Genomic DNA, 26,147 nt, shown 5'->3' with positions numbered 1-26,147 from the left:
CCCTGCTCCTTTACGGGGCGGTGAAGGTTCCGATTTGCGGCCGCCCGTAGGGGCCGCCTGGCGACGCCCACGGCAGTCCGCGCTCCCCCCACAGCAGCGGCGTGAACAGCTGCCGCATGAGCGCGGTGCCGAAATTTTCCGTCCACCCGATGCCCGTGAGGCTCAGCATAAAGTTGTATTGCGCGCGGTCGGGGAACTGCAGGTAGTACAGGCCGAGCGACCAACACTTGCATGGATTCTGGTACAACGCCAAGATGTCGTATTCCGGACTCCGGCCGTTCTTGACATCATAGTAGGCTTTGCCGCCGATCGTCCAACCCCACGGGGTGCGGAACCCTCCTCCGGCGGTCACAAATTGAACTTCCGGCGTCGGCGCATAGACCTCGTTCAATGAAAAGGGGTTCCAGATGTCGCCGCGCCGAGGCCTGGGTCCTTCACGGGCATAGCGTTGGCCCACCTCGACATACCAGTCGGTGTCGTCCTGCAGGCGAAGGTCTGTATTGAACTGTGTGAGTTCTCCGTTGCGATAGGGATCGAAAAAGGCGTCCACGACGACATACTGGCTGATCGACGGCCGCAGGCCGGTCATCGGCGCGGCTCCGCGCGCGAACGTTTGGCTGGCTGTCTGGGCCTGGACGAACTGCGGCAGATTGTTGCCGACGACTGCCCGCAGCCAGAAATCGGAAAACCGTCTGCCCTGGATGTCGACCGTCGCCGGTTGCAACGGCTGCGTGAGCGTTCCAAACAGCGGACTGGCACCGGGCGTAAAGTCGCGCGCTCGGGTTTGCACCGCGCCGACGTGATAACTCTGCGCGACCATCAGATCAAGCCAATTGAACAGCTTGGTCGCGCTCTGCTCCAACACCCGGCTGCGCACCATGTACGTCAGGAGATTCTTGGCCGGCAGGTCGTCCACCTGATCGATTTGGGGCAGGTTGGACTGGTTCGTTTTGGGCACGTACTCGTAGATCACGCTCGGCTCGAGCGTATGCAACAGCCCCACGCCCTCGTCCAGCTGAAACCGCCGCGTCAACTTGGAGGCGGCGTTGATTCCCGTCCAAAAGGTTTCGCGATGCTGGCCCTCGCTGGACTGCACCCCTCTGGTGTAGTAGACCTCCCGGAACTTCGCCTGCGGCGTGATGCCGATCACGTGCCCGAGATCGATCACGTCGGTCGAAAGGCCGGGCACGACGTCCACGCGGCTCAGCGTAAACCCTTCCTCCCGATAGAAATGGACGGCGTCGCTCTCCGTTCCGAACAACAGCGGCGACCCGAGCAGCGAGGTATACGGGAGGTTATAGCCCACTTCCGGAAAGCGCTGGAAGGTGTCCTTCCCTCCGAGCTGGAGCGGCTGCAGATATTGCCCCCATAGATACACGTTTCCATAAGGCAGCAGCTGCGTGGCGAGGAGGTTGTTTTCGTTGCTCGGCAACGCCCGTTGCGCGCCTGAGTTGCTGAGTTGCTGGAGATAATTCGGATCGGACACCAGGTTGACGTTGGCGCGGAACAACAGACTCTCCGTCAGGTACTGCGTATGGGTGCCGGCCAACACGCCCCGCGCTTTCTTCGCATCCTGACCGGTGTCCGTAACACCAGACACGTTCGGCAGCTCGGTCTGCTGCAGATAGCTGAGAAACCACTGGCCTCGCGACCGCCGATTCAGCGCATAGCGATACTCAAAATCGGACCCATACCCCAGATTGCTGTAATAGGAGGGGGAAATGAAGAGGTCCTGGCTCGGATTGATCGCCCAGTAAAACGTCTCCTGCCCGTGCAGGCCGAACCGATTGTCGTATCCGACAAAGGGAACGAGGAAGCCGGTTTGCCGGCTCGACAGCGGATAGCTCAACGTCGGCAAGGGAAGGACGGGGACGTCCAGCACGCAGAGCCAGGCCCCCTTGAACGCCAGCGTGTCGCTCGCCGTCAGATCGACGTCGTCGAAGCGCATCCGCCAGGCCGGCACCTGGCCTTCGTCGGCGTCGCAGTTGGTGAAGGTCCCTTCTTTCACCCGATAGTGATACTCGGAAAACCGCTGTATCAGCCTGCCGGTCAGCAGCGAGTTGCTGGTCGGCAGATACAGCCGCCCATGGGTCACGATCCCGGCTTCCGTATTGATGTTGAGCTCCAAACGCTCCGCGGTGAGGTCGGCCTGCGAGTCCACCAGATGCACCTGACCCGTCGCAGTCAGAATCCCGGGCAGGGCCTGAATCGTCGCATGATCCGCCGTCAGCCGAATATTGCCCTGACGGATGACGACAGAACCCTCGGCCTCGTAAACTTCCTGATCCTGGCGGTAGTCGATGCGCTCGGCGGTGACATCGAGTGGGAGGGCGCCGGAGCCGCCTGCGCCGACTTGCTGGGAGGCTGCCCAGGCGGAGGAGGAAAAGAAAGAGAGCAGAAGGGCTAGGGTGACGAGGTCGGGACGACAGATCCACCGGGCCGGATCTGCCATGCTAGCCCCGGAGCGGTGACAGCCCACAGCCACGCAGGGCCGCTTTCATATCGCCCAGCAGCATCAACGAGCCGGTGACGCAAATCAGATCCCGGGGCGACGCCAGGCGTTTGGCGAGCGCCAAGGCCTCGGCCGGAACCGGCGCGTCATGAATCGGCTGGCGCCAGGCGGCGAACGCCGGCCGCAATTGCTCCACGGAGGCGGAGCGCGCCAAGCCGGCCTGCGTCAGGATCACGTCCGACACGACCGCGTGCAGCGGAGCGAGAAAGCCCCGCAGATCCTTGTCGCGCATCATGCCGAACACCAGGAGCACGCGCGCGTCGGGATGAGCCGCGCGGAATCCGCGCAGGTACTCGGCCAGCGCCTCGGCGGCCGCCGGATTGTGCGCGCCGTCGAGCACCACGAGCGGATCGCGCTCGATCACCTCCAGCCGTCCCTCCCACTGGACGGCCTGCAGGCCTCGGCGTACCGCGCGCTCATCGTCCAGCCACCGTTCCTGCCCGGCCGCTTCGAGCAGAGCCAAGGCGCAGGCGGCATTGTCCAGTTGATGCCGGCCCGGCAAGTTACACGAGAGGTCTTCGAGCAGGCGTCGGCGGCTGTGATAGGAAAAGCGCTCGGGGGACGTTCCCTCAGTCCGGAAGTCTCGCCCCAACTCCCACAAGGGAGCCGATCGCTCTTCGGCCGTGCGGCGCACGACCGCCTGTGCGGCGGCCCCCAGCCGCCCCATCACAACCGGCACGGCGGGCTTGATGATGCCGGCCTTTTCGAAGGCGATCGCCTCCTCCGTATGGCCCAGATACTCTTGATGGTCCAACCCGATCGTGATGACGGCGCAGGCCATCGGCGTCACGACGTTCGTCGCGTCGAATCGCCCGCCCAACCCCACCTCCAACACCGCCGCGTCCACGCCGGATTCCGCGAAATGGAGGAAGGCCATCGCCGTGGTGATTTCGAAGAACGTCGGCTCAAGGTCCGGTTCGGCGGCCGCCCGGAGGCGTGCGGTGAGAGCCGCGACGCGCGCTTCGGGAATCATCTCGCCGTTCACCCGGATCCGCTCCCGAAACTCCACGAGATGCGGGGACGTGTACAGGCCCACCCGGAGACCGGACGCGTGCAGCACGGCGGCGGCCATCGCGGCGGTGGAGCCTTTGCCGTTGGTGCCGCCAATATGAAGCGAGCGAAACCCGGCGTCGGGACGGCCGAGGCGGTCGCACAGCACCCGCATCGTCTCCAGACCGAGTTTGATACCGTGTTTTTGGAGTCCGTAGAGATACTCAATCGCCGAGGAGTAGGTCATCACCATGCCGGGCGGGGCGCTCAGGACTAAAAGTGGTTCACCAGGGTGCTGAGCGTGTCTTTTAACTGCTTGCGCTCGACGATCATATCGATCATCCCGTGTTCGAGCAGGAACTCGGCCCGTTGGAATTGATCCGGCAACTGCTGCTTGATCGTCTGTTCGATCACGCGAGGCCCGGCGAAGCCGATCAGGGCCTTGGGCTCCGCGATGATGACGTCGCCCAGCATGGCGACGCTCGCCGTGACGCCGCCGAACGTCGGGTCGGCCAGGATGGAAATGAAGGGCAGCTTCGCCTCGCCCAATTTGGCGACCGCCGCCGAGGTCTTGGCCATCTGCATGAGCGAAAGGATCCCCTCTTGCATCCGCGCGCCGCCGGAGGCCGTGACGAGGATGACCGGCAGCTTGTCCGCCAGAGCGCGGTCGATGGCCCGGCAGAGCTTCTCCCCGACCACCGATCCCATGCTGCCGCCCATGAAGCTGAAGTCGAACACGCACAAGACGACGCGCCGGCCCGTGATCAGGCCCTCGCCGATCACCAGCGCGTCTTTCCGGCCGGTTTTCTCCTGCTGCGCCTTCACCCGCTCCTTGTAGGATTTGGTGTCGTGAAAATCCAGCGGGTCTCTCGGCTCCAACTCTTTATCCCATTCCTTGAAGGTGCCGAGATCCACCAGCAGGCCGATCCGCTCCATCACCGAAATGGGAAAATGATAGTCGCACTTCGGACAGACCTTGTTGTTGCGGTCGACTTCCTTCCGATAGACGATTTCCCGGCAATGGTTGCACTTGAGCCACATGCCCTCGCCGCCCTTCGAGCGCGGCGGCGCCGCCGATTCCGGCGCCTTCTCTTTCTTGAACCAAGCCATGTCGTCCCCTCGATCCGGTGCGGTCCCCGCGGCGGACAGCCGCAAAAGCTGGCGCAGAATAGCACAGCCGCGCACCCCGCGCACGCTCAAAGCGATCTTGGAGCGACGGCTGAGGCGGGGCTCAGTGCCCGAAGACCGCCGAGGTCTGCCTCGCCAACATCCACAGCCCTACGCAAAGGCTCGCGGCGCTGGCGCAGCCCCGTAGAACCAGGAAAAGGCGCCGACTCACCGTGCGGGAACAGACCAGCGGCAGACTGATCGTCACCCCGATCGCCGTCATTCCCACGATCGAGCCGACGCCGAAGACGGCGATCGACAAGAGACCGTCCGCCATCCGGTCGGTGGTCGCGGCGATCATCAGCATGACCGCCGCCGATCCCGCCAGGCCGTGCGCCATTCCGATGCAGAGCGGCCGGACGGAGCGCGCCATCCAATGCCGATGCCGGTGATCGTCGCGCAGCTGATGGCTATGGAGGTGGACGTGCCGCTCGCCGTCATGGCGGTGACTGTGGGCATGCCATCGCTCGCGCGAGAGCTTCACCGCGAGGGCGCCGCCCAAGACGATCAGCACGATTGCCACCCCGGACTCGGCGACGGCTTCGAACGGCTCGGGAATGCGCAGCCCCCAGGCCAGCACGACCGCGCCGACGAGCATGAGCGTGAGGGTATGCCCGATTCCCCACCAGAAGCCGACCGCGCTCGACGCCCGGAGCGACGGCCGCTCGGCCAGCACAGTGGAGACCGCGACAAGGTGATCGGCGTCGAGGGCGTGCCGCAGGCCGAGGAGGAATCCGACTCCGAGGATGGTGAGCAGGGAATCTGCCATGAGCGCCGTCGTTCCCGTGACCACGTCAGCACGCGGTCCGAGGACTGAAGCGGAGAGGGGCATCAGCCGCCGCGCGCGTGCATTTCGAGGTGGGGATCCTCGCGCAGCCGGTCGATTCCGATCAATCCGCCGTCCCGCAGCCCCACCCGTTCCAGCGCCTTGCGTTCTTCGGCGCCGCGATCCCGCCGCCCTTCCCAGCCGGCCTTGATCATCGCGCGCATCCGGTCGGCCCCGACGCCGGCGCGGAGCGGATTCCGCAGATCCGTTCCCGAAGTGGCGTAAAGACACAGGTACCACATGCCGTCGGCCGTCACGCGGCTCCGGTCGCATTGCGCGCAGAAGGGCGTGGTGGTGGAGGGAATGATCCCGAACGTCGTGCCGTCGGGCAGGCGGAACCGCTGCGCGGGCGCGGCGCCGCGTTCGGGCAGCGGCTCGATCGGGCCATAGTGCCGGCCCAGCTGCTCGAGCATCGCGGCGCGCGACAGGACCTTGTCCAGCGACCATTCGTTCGCCCCGCCCACGTCCATATATTCGATGAAGCGGACCTCGGCCCGATAATGTTTGGCGAATTCGATCAGCGCGACCAGCTCATCATCGTTGAACCCGCGGATCGCCACCGTGTCGAGCTTGAGGTTGGTGAACCCGACTTTCCCCACCGACTCGATGCCTTCGATGACCCGCGAAAACTCATCGCGCCTCGTCAACTGCCGGAACCGCTCCGGCCGCAGGGTATCCAGGCTGACGGTCACCCGGTGCAGCCCCGCGTCGTAGAGGTCCTGCGCTTGGTTCGCGAGGAGAATCCCGTTGGTCGTGAGGGCGATTTCGGTGATGCGCCGGTCTTGAAGCAGCAGCCGCACCAGGCGCGGGAGATCGCGGCGCAGCAACGGCTCGCCGCCCGTCAGCCGGACTTTGTCGACACCCAGATCGGCAAAGTAGCCGGCGAGCGTCGCCATTTCTTCGAACGTGAGCACGTCCTCGCGCGGCAGCCAGACATAGTCCTCTTCTGGCATGCAGTACTGGCAGCGCAGATTGCAGCGGTCGGTGACCGACAACCGCAGGCTCTTGAGCGGGCGATCGTAGGTGTCGGTGACCGGCGCCGCCGCCTGGCCCGTGTGTAATGGGGTCATCGTCTTTGCCTCATCACCCGTCACGCCCGCCCTCAGCTGTGCCGATGGGCGTCACTCGTCACCCGTCACTCGCCGCTGCTTACGGATGCTCCTCGACCCAAACTTCTCCTTCGGGCGTATGTTCCAATTTCCAGATCGGCGTAATCTGCTTCAACTCGTCGATCGCCCACTTGCAGGCGCGGAACGCTTCGGCGCGATGCTCGGCCCCGGCGATGATCAGCACGATATTCTCGCCGATCGTAATCTCGCCGTACCGATGGATGATCAGCAGCTCGAGAATATCGAAATCTTTCAGAGCCCGCTCGCGGATTTCGCGCAGCTTTTTCTGCGCCATCCCCTCGTAATACTCGAACGTAATGCCGTCGACATCCCGCCCTTTGGACCGATCGCGGGCGATGCCCAGAAACGTCGCGATGCCCCCGATCCGCTTGCTGCGGCTCCGCACGCGGTCCAACTCCCGATCGATCGAAAAATTCTCCCGCTGCACGCGGACAAACTGGCTCTCGTCAATGTCTTCCATGGCTCCACCGGCAAAGGGCGGCAACAACGCGATTTCGTCGCCGTCCTTGATCTCCGTCTCCTCGTGCGCGATGTCCTGATTCACCGACACGAGCACTTTCTTCTTATGGATCAGCTCCCCGATCTGCGGATAGCTGCCGTCGAGCAGCTGGACCAAATCCTTCACGCGGCGCCCGTTCGTCATGGGAATCGACAGCGACCCCTGATTCCCGGCGAGCGATTTCGTCATGCCGAACAGTTTGACCGTCACCATCTGCGCCTCACTCTTTAGCTCGACCGTGGCCTTCCCTGATGTACGTGCCCGATTTGCCTCCTGATTTGGATAATAGACAGACATCGTGGAAGCTCATACCGCGATCGACGGCCTTGCACATATCATAGATCGTGAGCGCGGCCACCGACGCGGCCGTCAGCGCTTCCATTTCGACGCCCGTCTGCCCGGTCGTCTTCACGGTGGCGAGAATATGGACGGCGCACAGGCCGTCCCGACTGGGTTGGGATTCTTCTTTGAACGAGATGTCGACGCTGGTGAGGAGGAGCGGATGGCACATCGGGATGAGGTCCGGCGTCTTCTTGGCCCCCAGGACGCCGGCGACTTGCGCGACGGCAAGCACGTCGCCCTTGGCGATCTTGCCGCGCTGAATCTTCTCCAAGGTCTCCGGCTGCATCAACACGGTGGCCTGCGCCGTCGCCACCCGCTCGGTCGAGTCCTTGGCGCCGACATCGACCATGCGCGCCCGACCCGACTCATTGAAATGCGTGAATTCAGCCATTTCTTTCGACGAATCAGACAGTTAGACAACGCCGGCCCGTGATTATAGGTGCCGGATCAAACCTAGGTCAAGGGACACTTTCCTCTTCTTGCCCTCCTCACCCTGGGATGCGAGTCGGATGGTCTTCCCTGCGCGCATTGGCCGAGCGCCGCCCTCGATATAAAAATCCGATAGATCACCGGCGCGCGGACAGCGAGCAAGAAGACCATCCGGCTCGCGCCCCCGCTTCCCCCTCTTCTTGACACGCCGAAATCCCATCCTCGACAATGCCCTTATGTCAGGGAAAATCTTTATCGAACGGTTGGAGTTCCGCGGCCGCGTCGGCATCACGCCGGAGGAACGGAGCCGGCCCCAGCCCCTGGCGGTGGACGTGGAGTTGGACTGCCAGCTCGACGCAGCGGGGCGGTCCGACCGGCTGGAGAACACCGTCGATTATGCCACAATCGCGCGCCGCCTCGTCGAAGTCGGTACGGAGAAAGACACACACCTGCTGGAGGCGATGGCCGAGCGGCTCTTCGAGATGCTCTTTCGGGAGTTTCCGGTGGAGCGCGTGAAGCTCTGGCTCCGGAAGCTCCATCCTCCTCTCGTCTACGTCACCGGATCGGTCGGCGTGTCGCTCGAACGATCCAGGCTCGCCCATCGGCTCCAGCAGATCGATCCCCCACCCGCGCCGTTTCTGGTCCAACAACTCCATCGGCTCCCGAAAGGCACGGTGCTCGACGTCGCCGCCGGGGGGGGACGCCATTCCCTCTTCCTCGCTGCGCAAGGCTATCACGTCGACGCGATCGACCGGGACGAACCAGCGCTGGCTCGGCTGGCATCCGAGGCCCGGGAACGCCACTTGTCCACGATCACGACACGTACGCTCGATTTGGAGCGGCCCGCTCCGCACGAGCCGAACCTGGGCAAAGAAACGTACGACGGGATCGTGGTCTTTTTCTACTTGTATCGGTCGCTCGTTCCCCATCTGATGGATGCGCTCAAGCCGGGCGGAGTGCTGATCTACGAGACGTTCACGATCGACAACTATTTCCACCACAAACACCCGAGGCGTTGGGAATTCTGTTTGGCGCCCAATGAGCTGCTGCGTCTCGCCTCGACGCTCCAGGTCTTGCATTATGACGAAGGGGCCCATGAGGGCGGACACGGATCGGTCTATACAGCCCAACTCGTGGCGCAAAAACCGGCCCGCCCGAGCCCTCTATGAGCCGCCTCGATCTCCATCTTCATACCACCCATTCGGACGGAAGCTTGGCGCCGGTCGAAGTAGTCAATCTGGCGCACAAAGCCGGTGTCACCGCGCTCGCCATTACCGATCACGACATCACCACGGCCATTCCCGAGGCGACAGAAGCCGGCCGGACCTTGGGCATCGAAGTCATTCCAGGAATCGAGATCAGTTCCCTGCTAGGCGATTCTGAGCTCCATGTCTTGGGATATTTCCTCAACTGGCGGGATCCGCTTCTCCATGAACGGCTCGTGACGCTGCGTGAAAGCCGGCATCGGCGCAATCCGATGATCGTCGAACGGCTGCAGGCTTTGGGAATCGACATCACCTACGACGAGGTTCGCGCCGTCGCCGGCAGCGACTCAGTCGGCCGCCCGCACATTGCGCGGGTCCTGATGGATAAGGGAGTGGTGACCTCCGCGAAGGAGGCATTCGATCGGTTCCTGGCCAACGGCAAGCCGGCGTATGTTCCGCGGGATTTACCCGCTCCGTCCGAGGCCATTCGATGGATCAAAGACGCCCAGGGACTGGCGGTGCTCGCCCATCCCACGTGGGTCAAAACCACCGAGGACAGCACACTGGCGTCACTCGCCAAACAACTCAAAGCCGACGGCCTCGACGGGATCGAGGTGCATTACAGCACCCACACGCCCCGGCAAACGCGGGAATTTCTCAGCCTGGCTAAACAGGCGGACCTGCTCGTCACAGGCGGCAGCGACTTCCACGGCGTCACGAAACCGGACATCGAGGTCGGCGTCGGCAAAGGCGAGCTGTACGTACCCGATCACCTGCTGCACAAACTGAAGAACGCCGCTGCGCGTCTGTGACCCTTTCTTTCATCCCTCCCCCCGCCCCCTTCACCTTCTTACGCCTGACGCCTGACCCCTCACCCATATATTTTCTGCTATTCGTTGACTCCGCATCGCGATCCGCTAGACTTTGTCCAGCCGCACACCCGAACCTCCATGACCAACACCGCCAGCTGGGCCATCCAATTTCTGATCGTCATTTTAGCGGCCCTCTTCGCCGGTCCCCTGCTGAGCAAATTGCCGGCGGCCCAAACCTTTCCGATCACATTGTTCGGATTGACCGGCGCACAGACGCTCCGTCTGGTCATCGCGGAAACCGGCCTCGTCGTTTTGGGAATCCTCTCGATCCGCGCGTTCCGCCTCATGCCGGACAACGGGCGAGGCTTTGCGTTCGTCCGGCGGCTGGTGCTGCCCGCGACGGGGCTGTTTGTCTGGATCGCCACGGACAAGACGTTGCGGGTCGTCGGCTTGTCGCTGATCGAACGCATCGGATCACAGCGGTACACGATCGTCTACACCGCTGGCCTCATGCTGTGGGGCATCTGGATCTCCTCCGCCTGGCTGCTGAACCTCGACGCGCTCCACCGGTTTTTCGCCGGCCCGCCGAAGCCCGCGCGCCGCCACGCGGCGGCCCCCGCCGATGACAACCACGATACCGGCGCGCCGGAGGAGCGCGACGACGCACCACCGGCCGCCGTCATAGGCAATAACACCGGTCCGCCGGCGACACTGGGCCGCTACAAGATCCTGAAGGAAATCGGCCGCGGGGCGATGGGCGTGGTGTACCTGGGCAAAGATCCGACGATCCAGCGCTTCGTCGCGATCAAGACCATGCGGCTGGACCAGATCGACGACGCCGACAAGCTCCAGGACGTGAAGGCCCGGTTTTTCCGCGAAGCGGAATCGACCGGACGGCTGTCGCATCCCAACATCGTGACGATCTATGACGCCGGCGAAGAGCAGGATCTCGGCTACATCGCGATGGAAGTCTTGGAAGGCACCACCCTCACGCACTGGTCGCGCAAGCCGAACCTCCTGCCGCCGGACAAGTTGACCGCCATCCTGGCGACCGTCGCGGAGGCGTTGGATTATGCGCACCAGCAGGGGGTGGTCCATCGCGACATCAAGCCGGCGAACATCATGCTCACGAAGGACCAGGTCGTGAAGGTGATGGACTTCGGGATCGCCAAGATGGCCTCGTCCGCCAAGACGCAAAGCGATCTCGTACTGGGGACGCCGATCTACATGTCGCCGGAGCAGATCGCCGGCAAGAAGGTCGATGGGCGGTCGGACATCTTTTCGCTCGGCGTCGTGATGTTCGAGCTGCTCACCGGCCGCCCCCCGTTTACCGCCGACAATGTCTCAGCCCTGCTCTTCGCCATCGCCCACTCGCCGCATGCCAAGCTCTCGGCATTCCGCTCGGATCTGCCGCCACAACTGCAGGACGTAGTCGAGCGCGCCCTGCAGAAAGATCCCGTCCATCGCTATCGCCGCGCCATCGAATTCGCCCAGGAGCTGCGGTCCTGCTTCGAAGGCCTCGCGGCGTAACGGCGCGCGCATTGGATCGCCCGGCGGCGGCGCGACGACTATCTTCTCAGGAGCAATCGTCCCTTCGGCAGGCTTTGATAGCAGGACTCGGAGATGTCCTGCGCGTGTTCCTGGAGGCACTGCAAGAGCGGTCCTTCGCCGGGCTCCACCGTCGGACAAAGCCGTTTCAGGTCGTCGGCGCACGCGGCCTTGTACCCTTCGGCTGCTTTCCAGCGCACCACCCGCTGCCGGACGATCTGCTGGCAAAACGGCGGGAACTGCTTCATGCGTTGCGCGACGCAGCGGCGCCGCTCTTCACCGCCCAACGACTCGGGACAGGCCTGCTGCACTTCCGCTTCGCATTTCACTTCGGCGATCTGGCGGGCATGGGCATTGCCCGTCCCAGCGAATTCCCGCCCTCTTCCCGGCTCCGACAAGCGCTCGGGGTTCGGTCTTCCCGTACGAACCGACGGCGGCGGGACGCCGGGGATACTGAGATCCAGCTCAACGGCGGGCGGCGGCGCCGCCGACGCCGCCTCTTTCGGTTGCCCCGACAGAAGCTCGTACTGGGAAGGCAGATTGGCCCATACAATGCCCCAGACGAGCATGAGCCCCACAAGGGAGACAAGGATCGCCGTCGCCTTGCCGGACGCCGCTGGTGGACTGGCCGATTTCATCGCAGTTGAGGATAGGACAAAGCCGGAGAAAAATCACCGAAACGCATATTTCCAGGCAGAGGGAAACGGCGAGCGAAGGGTCGGATTAATTTTCAGGCGTCTCGACGATATGATTTTCAAATCGCGTGCAGCCTTCGGCGAGCAAGCGATTCGTCAGCATCTCGCCGGGCCATTCGATGGGCAAATCGGCCGTGAAGACCCAGACGTCGGGTGAGGTCCAGACCGGGCCATGCTCCTCGGGCAATTCGGGATCGAATAAATCGGTCCAGACCGGCATGTAGACGCCGTTGCCGCATTGGGTATGGAGATGAACGATCGTGCGTGACCGCACCAGCGGGTCCAACTCGCGCCATACCGCCGCCGTTTCGTCCGCCAGGTGATGCAGGCGCACGGCGTTTTGCGCGTCGAACATGGCATAGGCGGCATAGACCGGCGCGTCGATCGTATCGGGCGCCCGCGCAAGCTCGGGACATTGCTCCACCAGGCCCTCCAGAATCGCGCGGCGGTGCCGGTCTTCCCAGGAATCCGGCAATCCCGGATCGGGCGCGCCGATCACTTCGAACAACAGGAAGGCGGTGTTTTCCACCGGCGGATGAACGCGCGCGGCGACGGCCTGCGCGCGGCGGGAATCGGCCACGGTCGCCAGATGGTCGTGGAGCATCTGGAGGTTCAGCATGTCGAGCGTCGCGTCGGTCAACAGCCGGGACTCCACACGGACCACGGTCCCGGCAGACAATTGCAGATGCCGGTGCAGCAGATCGGCCGTGGCGATCGGATCGATCTTCAGCTTCAGGGGCGCGGTGAGATTCGCCTGCAGCGGCAATTCCAACGCGGCGATCGTCGCGTAAGACGGCTTCTCGTCGTCCGGCCCGTCCAGCAGCAGGGTGCAGCTGGCCTCGGCGACGAGGTCGAACAGCCACTCCGCCATCTCCTCGTCGAGCGCGGCCAACACCGTCAGCAGATCATGCTCGCGGCCCTGCTCCAGAAAAGCTTGCAGCGTGTCGATCGCGGCGTCGGTGTCGCCATGATCGTGGCGGCGCGCATTGATCAGATGGATAAGATCCCGGGTGAGCGGATCGGGACGCGACCAGGCTAGCATCGAAGTTCCTTCCGAGTCCGCGCATGGCGTCGCGGCCTCGCGCACAATCCATGTTGCCAAACTTTCGGACGTGGAGCAAGCGGGAAGGCGCTTCCGGCTCGTCTACTCACCGATCACCTTGACCAGCACCCGCTTCCGGCGCCGCCCGTCGAACTCGCCGTAAAAGATTTGTTCCCATGGCCCGACGTCGAGCTTGCCGCCGGTGATGGCCACCACGACCTCCCGCCCCATGAGCTGCCGTTTGATGTGCGCGTCACCGTTGTCTTCGCCCGTCTCGTTATGCCGATAACCCGCGTTCTGCGGCGCCATGCGTTCGAGAAAATCGTCATAGTCCCGCAGCAACCCCGGCTCGTCGTCGTTGATATACACGCTCGCGGTGATGTGCATGGCGTTCACCAGCACGAGACCTTCCCGCACGCCGCTCTTGCTCACGACGGCTTCAACGCGCGGAGTGATGTTGATGTAGGCTCGCCGGGTGGCGGTTTCAAACCAGAGCTCTTCGCGATAGGATCTCATACGGGCGCCCGCGAGGAGGGCATTGTGCCTACCGGCCGCCGCAAGATTCAAGAGCCGGCCACGATGTACTGCCCGCCATAAAGGACTATAATCGTAGCATCATGACCAGACCGCTATCGCCCCGACTCACGCCGAACGCCCGCACGGTGCTGCGCCAGCGCTACCTGGCGCGGGACGCCAAGGGCGTCGTCACCGAAACGCCGGCCGCGTTATTCCAGCGGGTCGCTGCGGACATCGCGTCGGCGGAACGCCTCTATCCGCCGGGGACGCGCCTGGCTCTCGCCGCGCGCCGCTTTTACGACGTGATGGCCTCCCGGACGTTTTTGCCGAATTCGCCCACGCTGATGAACGCCGGCCGCCCGCTGCAGCAATTGTCGGCCTGCTTCGTGCTGCCGGTCGACGATTCGCTGGAATCGATTTTCGACGCGGTCAAGTACCAGGCCCTCATCCACCAGTCCGGCGGCGGCACCGGATTTTCCTTCAGCCGTCTCCGGCCGGCGGCGGACGCCGTCGCCACCACGAGCGGCGCCGCCTCCGGACCGGTGTCGTTCATGCGTGTCTTCAATCTGTCCACCGACGTCATCAAACAGGGCGGCACCCGGCGCGGCGCGAACATGGGCATCCTGCGCGTGGACCATCCCGACATTCTGGAGTTCATCGCGCTGAAGCAGAATCCGATGGAGATGACGAACTTCAACTTGTCCGTCGGCCTGACGGACGAGTTCATGGAAGCTGTCCGCCACAGCCGGAGGTACGCCTTGGTCAATCCCCGGACCAAGCGGCCCGTCAAGCGGCTGCCCGCGGCGCTGGTCTTCAATCGATTGGTGGAAGCCGCCTGGCAATCCGGCGAACCGGGCGTCGTGTTTCTGGATACGATCAACCGGGCCAATCCGACGCCGCAGTTGGGATCCATCGAAGCCACGAATCCCTGCGGGGAGCAGCCGCTGCTGGGCTACGAATCCTGCACGCTCGGATCGATCAACGTGGCGCGCTGTCTCACCCGCGACGGCCGCGCCATCGACTACGACATGTTGGCGGCGATTGTCCCGCTCACCGTGCGGTTTCTCGACGACGTGCTGGATCGCACCCGGTTTCCGCTGCCGGCCATCGACCGGCAGACGAAGCTGACGCGGAAAATCGGTCTGGGCATCATGGGCTTTGCCGATCTGCTGATCCGGCTCGGCATCCCTTACGACACGGAGGAGGCGCTCAAAGTGGGCGATCAGCTCATGCGGGCGATTCAGTCGCAGGCCCACGCGGCCTCGGAGCAGTTGGCGACCGAGCGTGGCGTCTTCCCGGCTTATCAGGGCAGCCGGCTCCAGGACGAAGGACGTCGGCGGCGCAACGCCACGGTGACGACCATCGCGCCCACCGGCACGATCAGCATCATCGCCGACTGCTCGGCCGGCATCGAACCGCTGTACGGCATCAGCGTGACCCGCACGATCATGGAAGACATCCGCCTTGAGAGCTTCCATCCGGAATTCTTGAAGCAAGCCCGCGCCCGCGGCCTGGCGCTCGAGACGCTGCGCCGGGAAATGGCGCACAGCGAATCGATCCGGCACCTGACGCAGATCCCGGAAGACATGCGGCGCCTGTTCGTGACCGCGCACGATATTTCTCCGGCGCACCATGTCCGCATGCAGGCCGTGTTCCAACGTTCCAGCGACAGCGGCGTCTCGAAGACGATCAACCTGCCGCCGACCGCCACGCCGAAAGATGTAGCCGCCGCCTTTCAACTGGCGCATGAGTTAGGATGCAAAGGCTTGACGGTCTACCGGTCGGGCAGCCGAGCGCACCAAGTGCTGGCCTGTACGCACGTGCAGTCCTGCTGACAGGCGGTTGAAAAAGCCCGCCAGCGGCGTTCTTGCAGGGGACACTGCCGCCTCACCATCTCGGCGGCGTTCACAAACGTGCCGCGCCTTATTCGGCGCGGCGTGAACCTCGGAGGCTCAACGTACGGCCCAGAGTACGCTTCGCCTCTTCGCTTGCTGCGGCCTTGCTGGACGGCCTTTTTGAACAGCCCGAGCGGCCACGCCGATGGCCGGGAATCATCCGGTGGAATTGCCTCACAAAAATTGACTCCTCGGGGGCTTGGTGATAAGTAATTTCCCAGCCTTGTATCAGATTCCGATCGCCACAGGGAGGTGTTCGATGTCCGCTGGAACTGCAGGCTTGTCGTTGGCCGGGAGTCCTCTGCGGTGGAGTCTCCTGTTCGCGCGCCAGCCCGAGCCGGATTTGGAATTTACCGAAGAGGAACTGGAACAGACGACGAATGTCCGATCCTCCTCTCCGATGAAATCGCCGAAAAAATCGGGCGGCCGACCGATCATGTGGCTGCTGTTACTGCTCCTGGTTGCCGGCGGCGCCTACGTCGCGATGGAGCCGGAGATGATCACGGATCTCCTCGGTCCTCTGCTCGGCGAATCACCGATGCCGGCCCAGCAGCCGCCTGTCACGACACGGCCGGCCCCTTCCGTGCCCACGCCGGGCGCCTCCGGCCCGGCACCGGCCTCCCCACCGCCTCAGGCCTCTGCGCCGGCTTCGGTGCCGACCCCCTCTCCGGCGCCTCAGCCGGCGCCCGCGGCCCCAAACCCCTCGGCTTCCGCACCGGCGGCTCCGCCTGCCGCGGCGCCTTCCGTTGTGGCCTCACCGTCGCCGCTGTTCGGGGAAGGACAAAAAGTGACGGCGGTGCTCGCGCCCGGAACGCCGGGAGATATGATCACGCTGATGCAGGATCCCGCCGGCACAAAACCCGGTCCCACCGTTCGCCCGGGAGCCACCCTGACGATTCTGGATGGAGACCTTCAACCGAGCGGATGGGTCTATTCCGTTCGCAGCGACGAGGGTGCCAAGGGGTGGATCGGAGAACAACGGCTGAAGTTGAAGCCGTAACGCCGCCGGCAGAGTCGGTCGCGCACAGGGGGCGGCGGCACCAGCCGGGGCCGCCGCCCCCTGTGCTATAATGCCGCCCGCATTTCTCAGGCCACCTCATCCGATTAAGGAGTCCATGCGCGCCCTGATCTTCGACTTTGACGGCGTCATCGCCGACACGGAGCCGCTGCACTTCGAAGGACTGCGCCGGACGCTGCACGACATCGGCATTACCCTGACGGAGTCCGATTACTACGCCAATTATTTGGGGTTCGACGATCGGGGCTGCATTCTCGAGGCTCTCCGCGTCAACGGACGTCCGGCTCCGCCTTCGTTCGTTCAGGACCTCATGCAGAAAAAAGCGGAGGCCTACCTGACCTCCATCACGGATCACCTCGTCATTTTTCCAGGCGTCACGGCCTTCGTCGAGGAAGCCTCGGCGGCCTATCCGCTCGCGATCGCGTCCGGGGCGTTGCGGACGGAAATTGAATTGATTCTGGAGCAAGCCGGGATCCGCAAAGCCTTCTGTCACATCACGAGCGCAGAAGACGTGACCCGGGGCAAACCCGATCCCGAACCGTTCCTCCATGCCTTGAGCGGACTGAACCGGGCGCATGGATCGGCCATCCCGCCGGCCGCCTGTTTGGTGATCGAGGATTCGCTGCCCGGCATCAGAGCGGCCAGAGCGGCCGGCATGAAAGTGCTGGCGGTCGCCAACACGCATACCGTTCAGGATCTACACGAAGCCCATGCGATCGCGCATGGACTCCATGAGATCAGCCTTGCCGAGCTGCGGGGCCGACTCTGGCCGGGACTGCCATGAGAATCTGCTCGCTCGTCCCAGGCGTCACCGAAATCGTCGCCGCGCTCGGCCTGGCCGAGCAGTTGGTGGGCATCAGCCACGAATGCGACTACCCGGATTCGGTCCGGCACGTCCCGGTCATGATCGAGCCGGTAGTCGGCAAAGAGCCCGCCTCCAGCCGAGAGATCGACGGGCAGGTGAAACAACTGGCCGCGGCGGGGCGGCGGCTCTATCGGTTGAATGAGAACGCGTTCCGCCGGGCGCAGCCGGACCTGATCCTGACCCAGGACCTCTGCCATGTCTGCGCCGTCACCCCCGATCAACTCGCCGAGGCCGTTCGCTCGCTGCCGTCGGAGCCGCTTGTGTTGACGTTCAGTCCCTCCTCACTGACCGACGTGCTCAACGATGTGAAGCGGGTCGCGCAAGCAGTCGGACGGGTGGATCGGGGCGAGGCCTTCGTGCGTTCGCTGAAAGAGCGGCTCGACCGGATCGCCGCGCGGGTGTCGGGGAGGCCGCGGCCGCGCCTCGCGTGCCTGGAATGGCTCGATCCTTTATATGTCGCCGGACACTGGGTCCCCGAAATGGCGGCGTTGGCCGGCGGCCATGATGTGCTGGGCGTGAAGCATGCGCCGTCGCGCGAAACGACCTGGCAAGCCGTCGCCGCGGCGCGGCCGGACATCCTCGCGATCATGCCGTGCGGTTATTCCGTCGACCGGACGATAAGGGAATTGGGGCAGGCCGACGGCGTCCGCAGTCAGTGGAGCCGCGCCGGGCACCTGGGAGCCACGCTCTACGCAGTGGACGCCGCCTCTTATTTCAGTCGGCCAGGGCCCCGGCTGGTGGACGGGGTGGAACTCCTGGCCGATATCCTGCACCCGGACCCGCGCCGGCCGCTCGATCCGGCACGCGCCGTGACGGTGGAGCCCGCGGCCCTCGCGATGGAATCGCCGACATGACCGCCGCCGATTCGCAAGCCTATTGCACCGCCTACACCAAAAAAAGCGGCAGCAACTTCTATTACTCGTTCCTCTTTCTACCGAAAGCCCGCCGCGACGCGATGTATACGGTCTACGCCTTCTGCAAGGCGGTGGACAGCGCGGTGGACGAGCCGCCGGCCGGCAGCAACCCTCAGGAGGAAGTGAAGCGCTGGCGAGCCGAACTGGATGAGGTGTACAAGGGGAAACCGATCTCCCCGATTGCCGTGAGCCTCGCGCATCATGTGAAGACGCTCGGCATCCCGAAGGCCTACTTCGAAGAGCTGATCAAGGGCGTCGAGATGGACCTCCTGCACAACCGCTACGTCACGTTCGACGAGCTGTCGTTGTATTGCTATCGCGTCGCCTCGGTGGTGGGTCTGATCTGCCTCCACATTTTCGGGGTGACGTCGCCGCGCGCGCAGGATTATGCCGTGGATCTCGGCATGGCGTTTCAACTCACCAACATCCTGCGGGACGTCGGAGCCGATGCGGAGCAAGGGCGTATCTATCTGCCTTTGGACGACCTGCGCGCGTGCAAATATCCGGAGAAGGAGATGCTGCGGCGGACCTATTCGCCGGAGTTCAAGCACTTGATGCAACAGGAAAGCGCGCGGGCGCGCCATTATTATGACAAAGCCCGTGCGGCCCTCGCCGGCCTCTCGCGCCGAGAGCGCCAGGCCCTCACGGTGGCGGAGATCATGCGCGGCGTCTACAGCCGCATTTTGAGGAAGATCGAGCAGTCGGACTATCAGGTATTCGGCCCGCGCATCGGTCTGTCCACATCGCACCGGTTGGCGGTCGCGTTGGGCATCTGGCTCCGTTCACGGTTCTCGTGACCGCGCACGCTGCCGCACGGTCTGTCTTGATTCTCGGCGCCGGACTCACCGGACTGGCCGCCGCCTACTATCTGGGACGGCACGGCTGTCGAATCACCCTCCTCGATCATCCGGACTGGCAGGACGGCTTCCAGTGCAACCCCTCCGATGACGCGCCGATCGTGTTCGGACGGCACCAGGAAACCTGGCGGCTGCTGCGCGCACTGGAGCACGGCCAGCCTGCGGCGGGAGACCGCCCGGTGCCGCTCGAATTTCTGCTTCCCAACGGCCGCGTCGCCGCCTACCGCTCCAGCCACCTGCCCGGAGCGCTGCAGTGGATGACAAGCCTCTTCAACTTCCGCGGCCTCGGCTGGCATGATCGGTGGCGGCTGTTTTCCCACCTGGAACAGATCTGGGAGCAGGCGGCAGCCCTTCCATCTGATTTGGACAATCGGGTGGCGGATGAGTGGCTGGCTTCGATCGGGCAAAGCCAACAGGCGCGGACGTATGTCTGGCACCCGCTGGTGCTGTGGTTGACCGGCAACAGTTTGACCCGCCTTTCGGCCGCCGTCTTCGTCCACCTGCTCTCCACCCTCTTCCTCGGCCAGGCGATGGACGCCAGACTCACCGCCTTGCGCGGCTCGATAGAGGAGCGGTTGGTGACGCCGCTGCGCCGCGAGGTCGAAGGGATGGGCGGCGAAGTCCGGCGGCTCAAGAGCCGGCCACTGCTCCGCTTCGATACGGCGGGCGTCGCCGGCCTGCGGACGGAAAGCCAGACGGAACTCCACGCGGCACGATACGTCGCCGCCGTCCCGCTCCGCTCGTTCCCGGCACTGTTGCCCGAGCGGCTGCTGACGCGCTACGCCTATTTCGCACAGATCGGCGAGTTGCGCATGCTGGAGGAAACCGTTGTCGAGGCGATCTGTCGCTCCGCGGCTCGCCCTCCTCGATTGCTCCTGCTGGCCGACCAGCCGTTTCATCGGATGACGGTCTCCGCTTATAGTTCGCAAGAGATCCGCTGCCGGCTGACGATCACCGCGGACGCGTCGACCGACCGACTGCCCGACGACCGACTGGCGACGCTCGGCTCCGAGGCAATCACGGCGCTGCGCGCGGTCATAGGCCCGTGCGATATCCGCTCGGTGACCGTGGTTCATCATGGATCGGCCGCCCTGTCGCTGGAGCCCGGCACGGCCCGGCTCAGACCGATTCAACAAAGTCCCTGCATGAATCTTCTGGTCGCAGGCCCTTGGACGGACACGGGCTGGCCGGCGAATGTGGAAAGCGCGCTCGTCAGCGCCGGACGATGCGCAGAAGCCATCGTGGCGGGTCTCCGTTCCTGAGCGTATAGATGGAACCGCGCCTAGGAGGGGGTGGCCCGCAGATAGCACTGGTCGTCGAACCGCTCGCCTCCGAGATACCTGGCAATCACCATCCATTGGCGGCGCCCATCCGTCAAGCCGACATACGTGACCCCGTCCAGAACGAACGGGTGAACGGTAAAGAGCGTCGATAGGGCAGGAGCCCCGCCCTCTTTGACGGGAAGCGAGGCCGCTGTATAGGTGCCTCCGGTCCGCTCGAATTTATCCGGCGTGGCGAGCAACGGGGACAAATCCTGCCAACTCGCCTGCTCCAGCACCGGACTGTCCGCGGGAAAAATGTACAAGCTATCGCTGGGCGCGCCTTTCATACAGAACGTCGTCTTCACCACCAGATCTTGAGCTCCATCGTTGTTCACGTCGAACAGGGCCTTATCGAGGCTCGAACACCGCCTTGTTTTGGGGCCCTGCCCCTTCAATTCCACCGGAGCCCACTGGATGCTCCTTAGAAGATCGGCGTCGGGGGTCAGACGGGCATCGAAGAGCTTCACCACTTTCTCACACAAGGGCATGGCCTTCGCTGCCACGATGTCTATCGACCCAGCTCCGGCGATCGAGGAGAGCCCCACAACCAGCAGTCCCAACACAACCGGCACGGAACGCTGTTTTTCGTACATTGACAACCTCGCCGGACACTCCTAAGATGCCGCCAATTTTTCCTGACCCCATTTCACCATGACGGCGACCGCCCTCCAAGAACTTGCCCAATCGCTTCACAACTGTCAGCGGTGCAAGCTCGCCAAGCTCGGCAGAACGCAGGTCGTCTTTGGAGTAGGCAACCCGCATGCCAGCATCATGTTCGTGGGCGAGGCGCCGGGGTTCAACGAAGACCAGAAAGGCGAGCCGTTCGTCGGCGCGGCGGGCAAGTTGTTGAACGACCTGCTCACATCAGCCGGCCTCTCGCGCGAGCAAATCTATATTGCCAACGTGATCAAGTGCCGTCCGCCGAACAACCGCGATCCCGAGCCGGACGAAGTCGAAACCTGCAAGCCGTTCCTGATGCAGCAGATTCAGACGATCCGTCCCAAACTCGTCTGCACACTCGGCAACTGGGCCACGCAAACGCTGTTGGAGCGGAAAGTCGGCATCACGAAAGTGAAGGCGCAAGCCTTCTACATGAAGGACTTCGTCATCTTCCCCCTTCTCCACCCCGCCGCGGCGCTACACCAAGGCAACCTCCTCGACACCCTCAAGGAAGATTTCAAGAAGCTGAAAGAATTTCTCGACAAGCACAGCAAGCCCGCCGAACCGACGACCACCACCCCCGTTGCGCCGACGCTGCAAATCGACAATCCTCAGGCAGCACAGATGGATCTGTTCGGCTGATATCCGCTGTTCATCGTCGCTTGTAAATCAATGGACTTACCGCTATTCTTTCGATGTAAAGCTTGAGAGTCAGTGACTCCATCAACGAGGTGATCATGGCTTCAGCGAAAGAACAGATCGCCAAGATCCTCCAAGAGCAGCCCGACGACAGCTCATACGATGAAATTCTTCGAGAGCTCGCCTTTGCGCGAATGATCGAAAAGGGACTTGCCGACTCCGATGCGGGAAGAACTATCAGTCATGAAGAGATGGGACGCCGCATCAAGACATGGCGGAGTTGACCTGGACGGCCGAAGCTGAACAATGGCTACGTGACATCCACGACTACATCGCACAAGACAATCCTGCCGCTGCCACCCGCACGGTAGAAGCGCTCTACCGCAAAGTAGAAGTCCTCAGAGAGTTTCCCGAATCAGGCTATCGCTACTGGCCGCAGCGAGAGCGACACATCCGCATTCTTCTCCACGGGCACTATCGGATCGCTTATATCATCAAACAATCTAGCGCGATCGATATTCTCGGCGTCTTCCATGGCGCACTCAACATCGACCGCTACTTGTTGTAGGAGCAAGCACAGGCAGGACTGAGGCGCGACCGGCTACGCCTTGGATTTGGTCGTGAAAGACGGGTCTGAATCGGGTGCCTTATCGCGTTCTTCATCAACCGGCTTCTCTTCCTCCGGCACGTCGAACCGCTGCACCAGCATCTCGTCCCACCAGGCTTCGGTGACCTCGTCACCGGGGTCAGTGCCCAAGGAACGCCACGTCGTCTTTCTTGATTGAGGGGGCAACCAAATGCGGATGGAACTTCGCGCGGTCGATGACTTCCTTCGTCGCGTAGCCGCCGATGATCCAAGTGTCCGGATCGGCCCGGCGGGACTTGTAGGCCTTCAATTTGGTTTTTCACGTCCCGGTTCTCACGTGCAGCACAAGCGCTTGTAAATGATACCGGGCGCCGCTATCCTTGTGCAGCATGACTGGCGCAAACCCACCCCTCATCACATCTTCGCCTGACATCCTCGGCGGGACACCTGTCTTTGCAGGAACTCGCGTGCCTGTCCAGACTCTGATCGATTATCTGGAGGGAGGCGAAACGATCGACGACTTCCTGGAAGGGTTCCCCACCGTCACCCGCGATCAGGTGATCGCCTTTTTGGAAGAAGCCAAGACACGCATGCTCGCCAAAACCTTGTGAGAATCCTGCTCGACGAGTGCATCGACCGGCGTTTTGCGAAAGACATCGAAGGCCACGAGGTTTTGACGGTTCCGCAGGCCGGTTGGGCTGGAATCAAGAATGGAGAGCTGCTTTCCAGGGCGCAGCTCCAATTCGACACGTTCGTCACCATGGACCGCAATCTGGCCTTTCAACAGAACATCCGCCAGTTCACCATCGCGGTCATCGTGCTGCATGCGGCTACCAATCGATTGAAGGACCTTCGGCCGCTGTTGCCAAAGCTGCAACTGCTATTGTCTACGGCCCCGAAGGGACAGGTGAGCAGCGTGGGCCTGGACTAAGTCAGGCGCCGCACTCGCTGAGAGGGATACTTCAAGGAGAGATCGAGGGCTACACCAAACCCGCCGAACCGAAGACCCGCTGCAAATCGGACCCCAGCCAGCGTAGATGGATCTGTGTCGCTAAGCCTTCGTGGTCTTTTCTTTTGGGTCGGCAGAATCGGACTCTGAAGCTGGTTCTTCTCCTTGTTCCGGCTTCTCTTCTTCCGGCACTTCGAACCACTGCACCAGCATCTCGTCCCACCAGGCTTCGGTAACGTCGTCGCCCGGGTCGGTGCCGAGGAACGCCACGTCGTCTTTTGTGACCGAGGGACCGACCAAATGCGGCTGGAACTTCGCGCGGTCGATGACTTCCTTGGTCGCGTAGCCGCCGATGATCCAGGAGTCCGGATCGGCCCGGCGCGACTTGTAGGCCTTCAAATTGATCTTCAGATACATGAAGATCTGCTGCTGGATCGGATCGGCTACGCCCGACTGGGTGAGGCTCAGCGTCTTCTCGATCTTCTTGCGCCAGTGCCGATCGTCGTAGCGTGACGTAATCAACTGGAGCATCTTCTTTCCAAGCTCGGCATCAAGCGGCATTGCGGCTCCCTGTGTTCATTTTCGTCAGCCTAAATGTTGTTTGAAGAATGCTTTGGCCCTCGCCCACGCGTCTTTCGCCGCTTCCGGCCGATACACCGACTTGTCGACGTCGCGGAAAAAGGCGTGGGGCGCGCCCGGATACGTCTTGATCTCACCCTGCTTGTTGTATTTCTTCAATGCCGCCGCCAGCCGTTGCACGTCGGCCTTGGTAATCCATCCGTCGTCTTCTCCATAGATATAGAGGATGGGACAGGCGAGCTTTTGCAGCGGTGTGTCCGGATTCGGCACCTGGCCGTAAAAGGGCGCCGCGGCTTTGATCGCAGGATTGACGCAGGGCAGCATGAGCGCATAGGACCCACCCATGCAGAAGCCGGTGACCCCGATGCGAGCGGCATTCACTTCCGGCACCGATTGGAGATAGGTGACCGTGGCGCTCAAATCGTTGAGCCCGTCCTCTTGCTTCAACGTGTTCATCAACTTCCCGGCTTCGGTGGGATCGGTGGTGAGGGCGTTGCCTAATCGCGAGTAGAGATCGGGCGCGATGGCGACGTAGCCCTCCGCCGCATAGCGTTTGGCGATGTCTTTGATGTGGTCGGTGAGCCCCCACCATTCCTGGACGACGATGACGGCCGGCCGCTTCTCCTTCGTCTGAGGCGCCGCCACAAAAGCACGGACGGTCATAACCTGCCCGCTCGGATACTGCACCATCGTTTCTCTGATTGCGTCCGCCATAGATCACCTCTTCTGAGCGGATGGCCGATAGCTAGCTCCCCGCCACCATCATCTCGGACATTTTCAACGTCGGGCTCGCGATGCGCCCACGAAACACCAGATCGTTGCCCACGACTTCGATATCCTTGAACATCTGTTTCAAATTGCCCGCGATGGTGATCTCTTCCACGGGGTAAGCCAGCTCGCCGTTCTCGATCCAGAACCCGCAGGCGCCGCGCGAGTAGTCGCCGGTCACCATGTTGATCCCGAATCCGATCAACTCGGTCACGTACAGCCCTTCTGTGACCGACCCGATGATTTCTTCGGGACTCTTGTTGCCCGGCACAAGATAAAAATTCGTCGGTCCGACGGACGGGCTTTCCCCCACACTGCGGGACGCATTGCCGGTAGAGGGCAGCCCGAGTTTCTTCCCCGAATAGGTGTCGAGGAGATAGCTCTTCAGCACGCCCCGTTCGACGATCGTATTCTTGCGCGTCGCCAACCCTTCCCCATCGAACGGGCGCGACCCCAGCCCGCCCTCCATCCGGCCGTCGTCATACACCGTGATGAGATCCGAGGCGATGGTCCGCCCCAGCTGATCCAGCAAAAACGAGGCGCGCTTGTAGAGGCCGTAGCCCGATACGGCGCTGCAGAGATTCGCCAGCAAACTGCCGGCGGTTTCTTGATCGAAGACGACCGGCACCCGTTTCGTGGCCACCTTGCGCGCGCCTAACCGACGCACCGCCCGCCTGGCCGCCTCGCGCCCGATCGATTCGGCCGAAGCCAACCGGGCAAACTTGCGCTGCACTTCGTACCAGGCGTCCCGCTGCATCGCGCCGGTGCCCGGCTCCGTCGCGATCGGCGACACGGACAGCGAAAAACTGGAGCTTTTGTAGGACCCGATGAATCCGTGACTGTTGGCCAGCACAACGCGGCCCGACGACGAATCGAACTCCGCGCCTTCCGAATTGGTCACGCGCTGATCGGTCGCAAAAGCCGCCGCTTCGCCGCGCTTCGCCAACTCGATTTGCGTCTCCGTGTCCAGCCTGGTCTCATCATAGAGATCCAGAACCGGCCAGTCCCTCGCCATCTGAGCGGCCTCCGGAAGCCCGGAGACCTCGTCCTCAACCACGGCTTTCGCCAGCGTACAGGTCTCTGACACCAACCGCTCGAGGGAGTCGCGGGAAAAATCGGATGTCGAGGTCGTAGCCGACCGCTTCCCGACGAAGACGCGCAGGCCCAGACGCTTCTCCCGGGCTTTCGTCAGCCGGTCGACCGCCCCCACGCGCACCTGGACAGAGAAGGTTTCCCCATCGGCCACGATGATGTCCGCTTCCGTGGCGCCACAGGCCTGGGCCCGCGCCAACACATCGGCGGCCAGCTCGGCATAGCCGTTGGCCGTCTCGGCCGAATCTATCGATGTCAGCTTTTCCAGCACGTTATCCTTTCACAATCAT

General features: G+C 63.1%; 30 protein-coding genes. 14 read left to right on the top strand and 16 right to left on the bottom strand.

What is annotated here, in order from left to right; translation table 11 throughout:
- Positions 1-10: 10 nt before the first annotated feature.
- The 7 genes from NITMOv2_RS06635 to moaC form a co-directional block, all read right to left on the bottom strand.
- Positions 11-2,452: an LPS-assembly protein LptD gene (locus NITMOv2_RS06635; protein ID WP_053379115.1), complete on the bottom strand. Its 2,442-nt coding sequence runs from the start codon at positions 2,450-2,452 to the stop codon at positions 11-13.
- Position 2,453: 1 nt separating this feature from the next.
- The gene (locus NITMOv2_RS06630) at positions 2,454-3,749 is read right to left on the bottom strand and encodes a bifunctional folylpolyglutamate synthase/dihydrofolate synthase (RefSeq protein WP_187299384.1); all 1,296 of its coding nucleotides are present in this window, start codon (positions 3,747-3,749) and stop codon (positions 2,454-2,456) included.
- A gap of 26 nt (positions 3,750-3,775) precedes the next feature.
- Complete coding sequence (accD, locus tag NITMOv2_RS06625) at positions 3,776-4,612, bottom strand: acetyl-CoA carboxylase, carboxyltransferase subunit beta (protein ID WP_053379113.1); 837 nt, start codon at positions 4,610-4,612, stop codon at positions 3,776-3,778.
- 121 nt (positions 4,613-4,733) lie between these two features.
- Positions 4,734-5,438, bottom strand: coding sequence for a HoxN/HupN/NixA family nickel/cobalt transporter (locus tag NITMOv2_RS06620; protein WP_187299383.1), 705 nt, complete (start codon positions 5,436-5,438; stop codon positions 4,734-4,736).
- Positions 5,439-5,500: 62 nt separating this feature from the next.
- Positions 5,501-6,565 (bottom strand): GTP 3',8-cyclase MoaA, encoded by a 1,065-nt coding sequence (moaA, locus tag NITMOv2_RS06615; RefSeq protein WP_053379111.1) that lies wholly within the window; start codon positions 6,563-6,565, stop codon positions 5,501-5,503.
- A gap of 79 nt (positions 6,566-6,644) precedes the next feature.
- Entirely contained in the window at positions 6,645-7,337 is a 693-nt protein-coding gene (locus NITMOv2_RS22575; RefSeq protein WP_187299382.1) for a molybdenum cofactor biosynthesis protein, read from the bottom strand.
- A 7-nt stretch (positions 7,338-7,344) separates the two neighbouring features.
- The gene (moaC, locus tag NITMOv2_RS06605; RefSeq protein ID WP_053379110.1) at positions 7,345-7,857 is read right to left on the bottom strand and encodes a cyclic pyranopterin monophosphate synthase MoaC; all 513 of its coding nucleotides are present in this window, start codon (positions 7,855-7,857) and stop codon (positions 7,345-7,347) included.
- 274 nt (positions 7,858-8,131) lie between these two features.
- On the opposite strand from moaC, the gene folB reads away from it, so the two are divergent.
- From folB to NITMOv2_RS06585, 3 genes are all read left to right on the top strand, one after another.
- The gene (folB, locus tag NITMOv2_RS06595) at positions 8,132-9,064 is read left to right on the top strand and encodes a dihydroneopterin aldolase (RefSeq protein ID WP_053379108.1); all 933 of its coding nucleotides are present in this window, start codon (positions 8,132-8,134) and stop codon (positions 9,062-9,064) included.
- The gene (locus tag NITMOv2_RS06590) at positions 9,061-9,912 is read left to right on the top strand and encodes a PHP domain-containing protein (RefSeq protein ID WP_053379107.1); all 852 of its coding nucleotides are present in this window, start codon (positions 9,061-9,063) and stop codon (positions 9,910-9,912) included. Before folB ends, NITMOv2_RS06590 begins: the two co-directional genes overlap by 4 nt.
- 138 nt (positions 9,913-10,050) lie before the next feature.
- Entirely contained in the window at positions 10,051-11,442 is a 1,392-nt protein-coding gene (locus tag NITMOv2_RS06585) for a serine/threonine-protein kinase (RefSeq protein ID WP_053379106.1), read from the top strand.
- Positions 11,443-11,480: 38 nt separating this feature from the next.
- On the opposite strand, the gene NITMOv2_RS06580 is transcribed toward NITMOv2_RS06585, so the two are convergent.
- The 3 genes from NITMOv2_RS06580 to NITMOv2_RS06570 all read right to left on the bottom strand — a co-directional run bounded on the left by NITMOv2_RS06580 (position 11,481) and on the right by NITMOv2_RS06570 (position 13,713).
- Positions 11,481-12,098, bottom strand: coding sequence for a cysteine rich repeat-containing protein (locus tag NITMOv2_RS06580; protein WP_083447816.1), 618 nt, complete (start codon positions 12,096-12,098; stop codon positions 11,481-11,483).
- An 85-nt stretch (positions 12,099-12,183) separates the two neighbouring features.
- Positions 12,184-13,197, bottom strand: coding sequence for a hypothetical protein (locus tag NITMOv2_RS06575; protein WP_053379104.1), 1,014 nt, complete (start codon positions 13,195-13,197; stop codon positions 12,184-12,186).
- 102 nt (positions 13,198-13,299) lie between these two features.
- Positions 13,300-13,713: a secondary thiamine-phosphate synthase enzyme YjbQ gene (locus NITMOv2_RS06570; RefSeq protein WP_053379103.1), complete on the bottom strand. Its 414-nt coding sequence runs from the start codon at positions 13,711-13,713 to the stop codon at positions 13,300-13,302.
- 101 nt (positions 13,714-13,814) lie between these two features.
- On the opposite strand from NITMOv2_RS06570, the gene NITMOv2_RS06565 reads away from it, so the two are divergent.
- The 6 genes from NITMOv2_RS06565 (at position 13,815) to NITMOv2_RS06540 (ending at position 20,524) form a co-directional block, all read left to right on the top strand.
- The gene (locus tag NITMOv2_RS06565) at positions 13,815-15,548 is read left to right on the top strand and encodes an adenosylcobalamin-dependent ribonucleoside-diphosphate reductase (RefSeq protein WP_053379102.1); all 1,734 of its coding nucleotides are present in this window, start codon (positions 13,815-13,817) and stop codon (positions 15,546-15,548) included.
- Between the two features lie 319 nt (positions 15,549-15,867).
- Positions 15,868-16,608: a hypothetical protein gene (locus NITMOv2_RS06560; protein ID WP_145976200.1), complete on the top strand. Its 741-nt coding sequence runs from the start codon at positions 15,868-15,870 to the stop codon at positions 16,606-16,608.
- A 115-nt stretch (positions 16,609-16,723) separates the two neighbouring features.
- On the top strand, positions 16,724-17,410 hold the full coding sequence (locus NITMOv2_RS06555) for an HAD family hydrolase (RefSeq protein ID WP_053379100.1): 687 nt from the start codon (positions 16,724-16,726) through the stop codon (positions 17,408-17,410).
- Positions 17,407-18,345, top strand: a complete 939-nt coding sequence (locus tag NITMOv2_RS06550; RefSeq protein WP_053379099.1) for a cobalamin-binding protein — start codon at positions 17,407-17,409, stop codon at positions 18,343-18,345. Before NITMOv2_RS06555 ends, NITMOv2_RS06550 begins: the two co-directional genes overlap by 4 nt.
- Entirely contained in the window at positions 18,342-19,202 is an 861-nt protein-coding gene (gene hpnD / locus NITMOv2_RS06545) for a presqualene diphosphate synthase HpnD (RefSeq protein ID WP_053379098.1), read from the top strand. The genes NITMOv2_RS06550 and hpnD overlap by 4 nt, the downstream gene beginning before the upstream one ends.
- Positions 19,199-20,524 (top strand): FAD-dependent oxidoreductase, encoded by a 1,326-nt coding sequence (locus tag NITMOv2_RS06540; RefSeq protein WP_145976199.1) that lies wholly within the window; start codon positions 19,199-19,201, stop codon positions 20,522-20,524. Before hpnD ends, NITMOv2_RS06540 begins: the two co-directional genes overlap by 4 nt.
- A 20-nt stretch (positions 20,525-20,544) precedes the next feature.
- Here the strand turns inward: NITMOv2_RS06540 and NITMOv2_RS06535 are convergent, their stop codons facing one another.
- A complete protein-coding gene (locus NITMOv2_RS06535) occupies positions 20,545-21,177 on the bottom strand; it encodes a hypothetical protein (protein WP_053379096.1) in 633 nt (210 codons plus the stop codon).
- 58 nt (positions 21,178-21,235) lie between these two features.
- Here NITMOv2_RS06535 and NITMOv2_RS06530 point away from each other — a divergent pair, with 58 nt between their 5' ends.
- From NITMOv2_RS06530 to NITMOv2_RS06520, 3 genes are all read left to right on the top strand, one after another.
- Positions 21,236-21,886, top strand: coding sequence for a uracil-DNA glycosylase (locus NITMOv2_RS06530; protein WP_053379095.1), 651 nt, complete (start codon positions 21,236-21,238; stop codon positions 21,884-21,886).
- 95 nt (positions 21,887-21,981) lie between these two features.
- Positions 21,982-22,167, top strand: coding sequence for a hypothetical protein (locus NITMOv2_RS06525; RefSeq protein ID WP_053379094.1), 186 nt, complete (start codon positions 21,982-21,984; stop codon positions 22,165-22,167).
- The gene (locus NITMOv2_RS06520) at positions 22,155-22,451 is read left to right on the top strand and encodes a type II toxin-antitoxin system RelE/ParE family toxin (RefSeq protein ID WP_053379093.1); all 297 of its coding nucleotides are present in this window, start codon (positions 22,155-22,157) and stop codon (positions 22,449-22,451) included. The genes NITMOv2_RS06525 and NITMOv2_RS06520 overlap by 13 nt, the downstream gene beginning before the upstream one ends.
- Before the next feature lie 33 nt (positions 22,452-22,484).
- Here the strand turns inward: NITMOv2_RS06520 and NITMOv2_RS23825 are convergent, their stop codons facing one another.
- Positions 22,485-22,640 (bottom strand): hypothetical protein, encoded by a 156-nt coding sequence (locus NITMOv2_RS23825; protein WP_187299381.1) that lies wholly within the window; start codon positions 22,638-22,640, stop codon positions 22,485-22,487.
- A complete protein-coding gene (locus NITMOv2_RS23820) occupies positions 22,630-22,779 on the bottom strand; it encodes a hypothetical protein (RefSeq protein ID WP_187299380.1) in 150 nt (49 codons plus the stop codon). Before NITMOv2_RS23820 ends, NITMOv2_RS23825 begins: the two co-directional genes overlap by 11 nt.
- Before the next feature lie 79 nt (positions 22,780-22,858).
- Between NITMOv2_RS23820 and NITMOv2_RS24625 the strand changes: the two genes are divergently transcribed.
- Positions 22,859-23,080: a DUF433 domain-containing protein gene (locus NITMOv2_RS24625; protein WP_053379092.1), complete on the top strand. Its 222-nt coding sequence runs from the start codon at positions 22,859-22,861 to the stop codon at positions 23,078-23,080.
- Positions 23,077-23,400: a DUF5615 family PIN-like protein gene (locus NITMOv2_RS06510; RefSeq protein ID WP_053379091.1), complete on the top strand. Its 324-nt coding sequence runs from the start codon at positions 23,077-23,079 to the stop codon at positions 23,398-23,400. The genes NITMOv2_RS24625 and NITMOv2_RS06510 overlap by 4 nt, the downstream gene beginning before the upstream one ends.
- 120 nt (positions 23,401-23,520) lie before the next feature.
- On the opposite strand, the gene NITMOv2_RS06505 is transcribed toward NITMOv2_RS06510, so the two are convergent.
- From NITMOv2_RS06505 to NITMOv2_RS06495, 3 genes are read right to left on the bottom strand one after another with little or no spacing between them, the layout of a single operon-like run.
- Complete coding sequence (locus NITMOv2_RS06505; protein WP_053379090.1) at positions 23,521-23,979, bottom strand: hypothetical protein; 459 nt, start codon at positions 23,977-23,979, stop codon at positions 23,521-23,523.
- Between the two features lie 24 nt (positions 23,980-24,003).
- Positions 24,004-24,711: a dienelactone hydrolase family protein gene (locus NITMOv2_RS06500; RefSeq protein WP_053379089.1), complete on the bottom strand. Its 708-nt coding sequence runs from the start codon at positions 24,709-24,711 to the stop codon at positions 24,004-24,006.
- A gap of 31 nt (positions 24,712-24,742) precedes the next feature.
- Positions 24,743-26,128: a TldD/PmbA family protein gene (locus NITMOv2_RS06495; protein ID WP_238590483.1), complete on the bottom strand. Its 1,386-nt coding sequence runs from the start codon at positions 26,126-26,128 to the stop codon at positions 24,743-24,745.
- Between the last annotated feature and the right edge of the window lie 19 nt (positions 26,129-26,147).

The organism is Nitrospira moscoviensis (genome assembly GCF_001273775.1).
GTDB lineage: Bacteria > Nitrospirota > Nitrospiria > Nitrospirales > Nitrospiraceae > Nitrospira_D > Nitrospira_D moscoviensis.
This window is presented reverse-complemented; position numbering and strand designations above follow the sequence as displayed.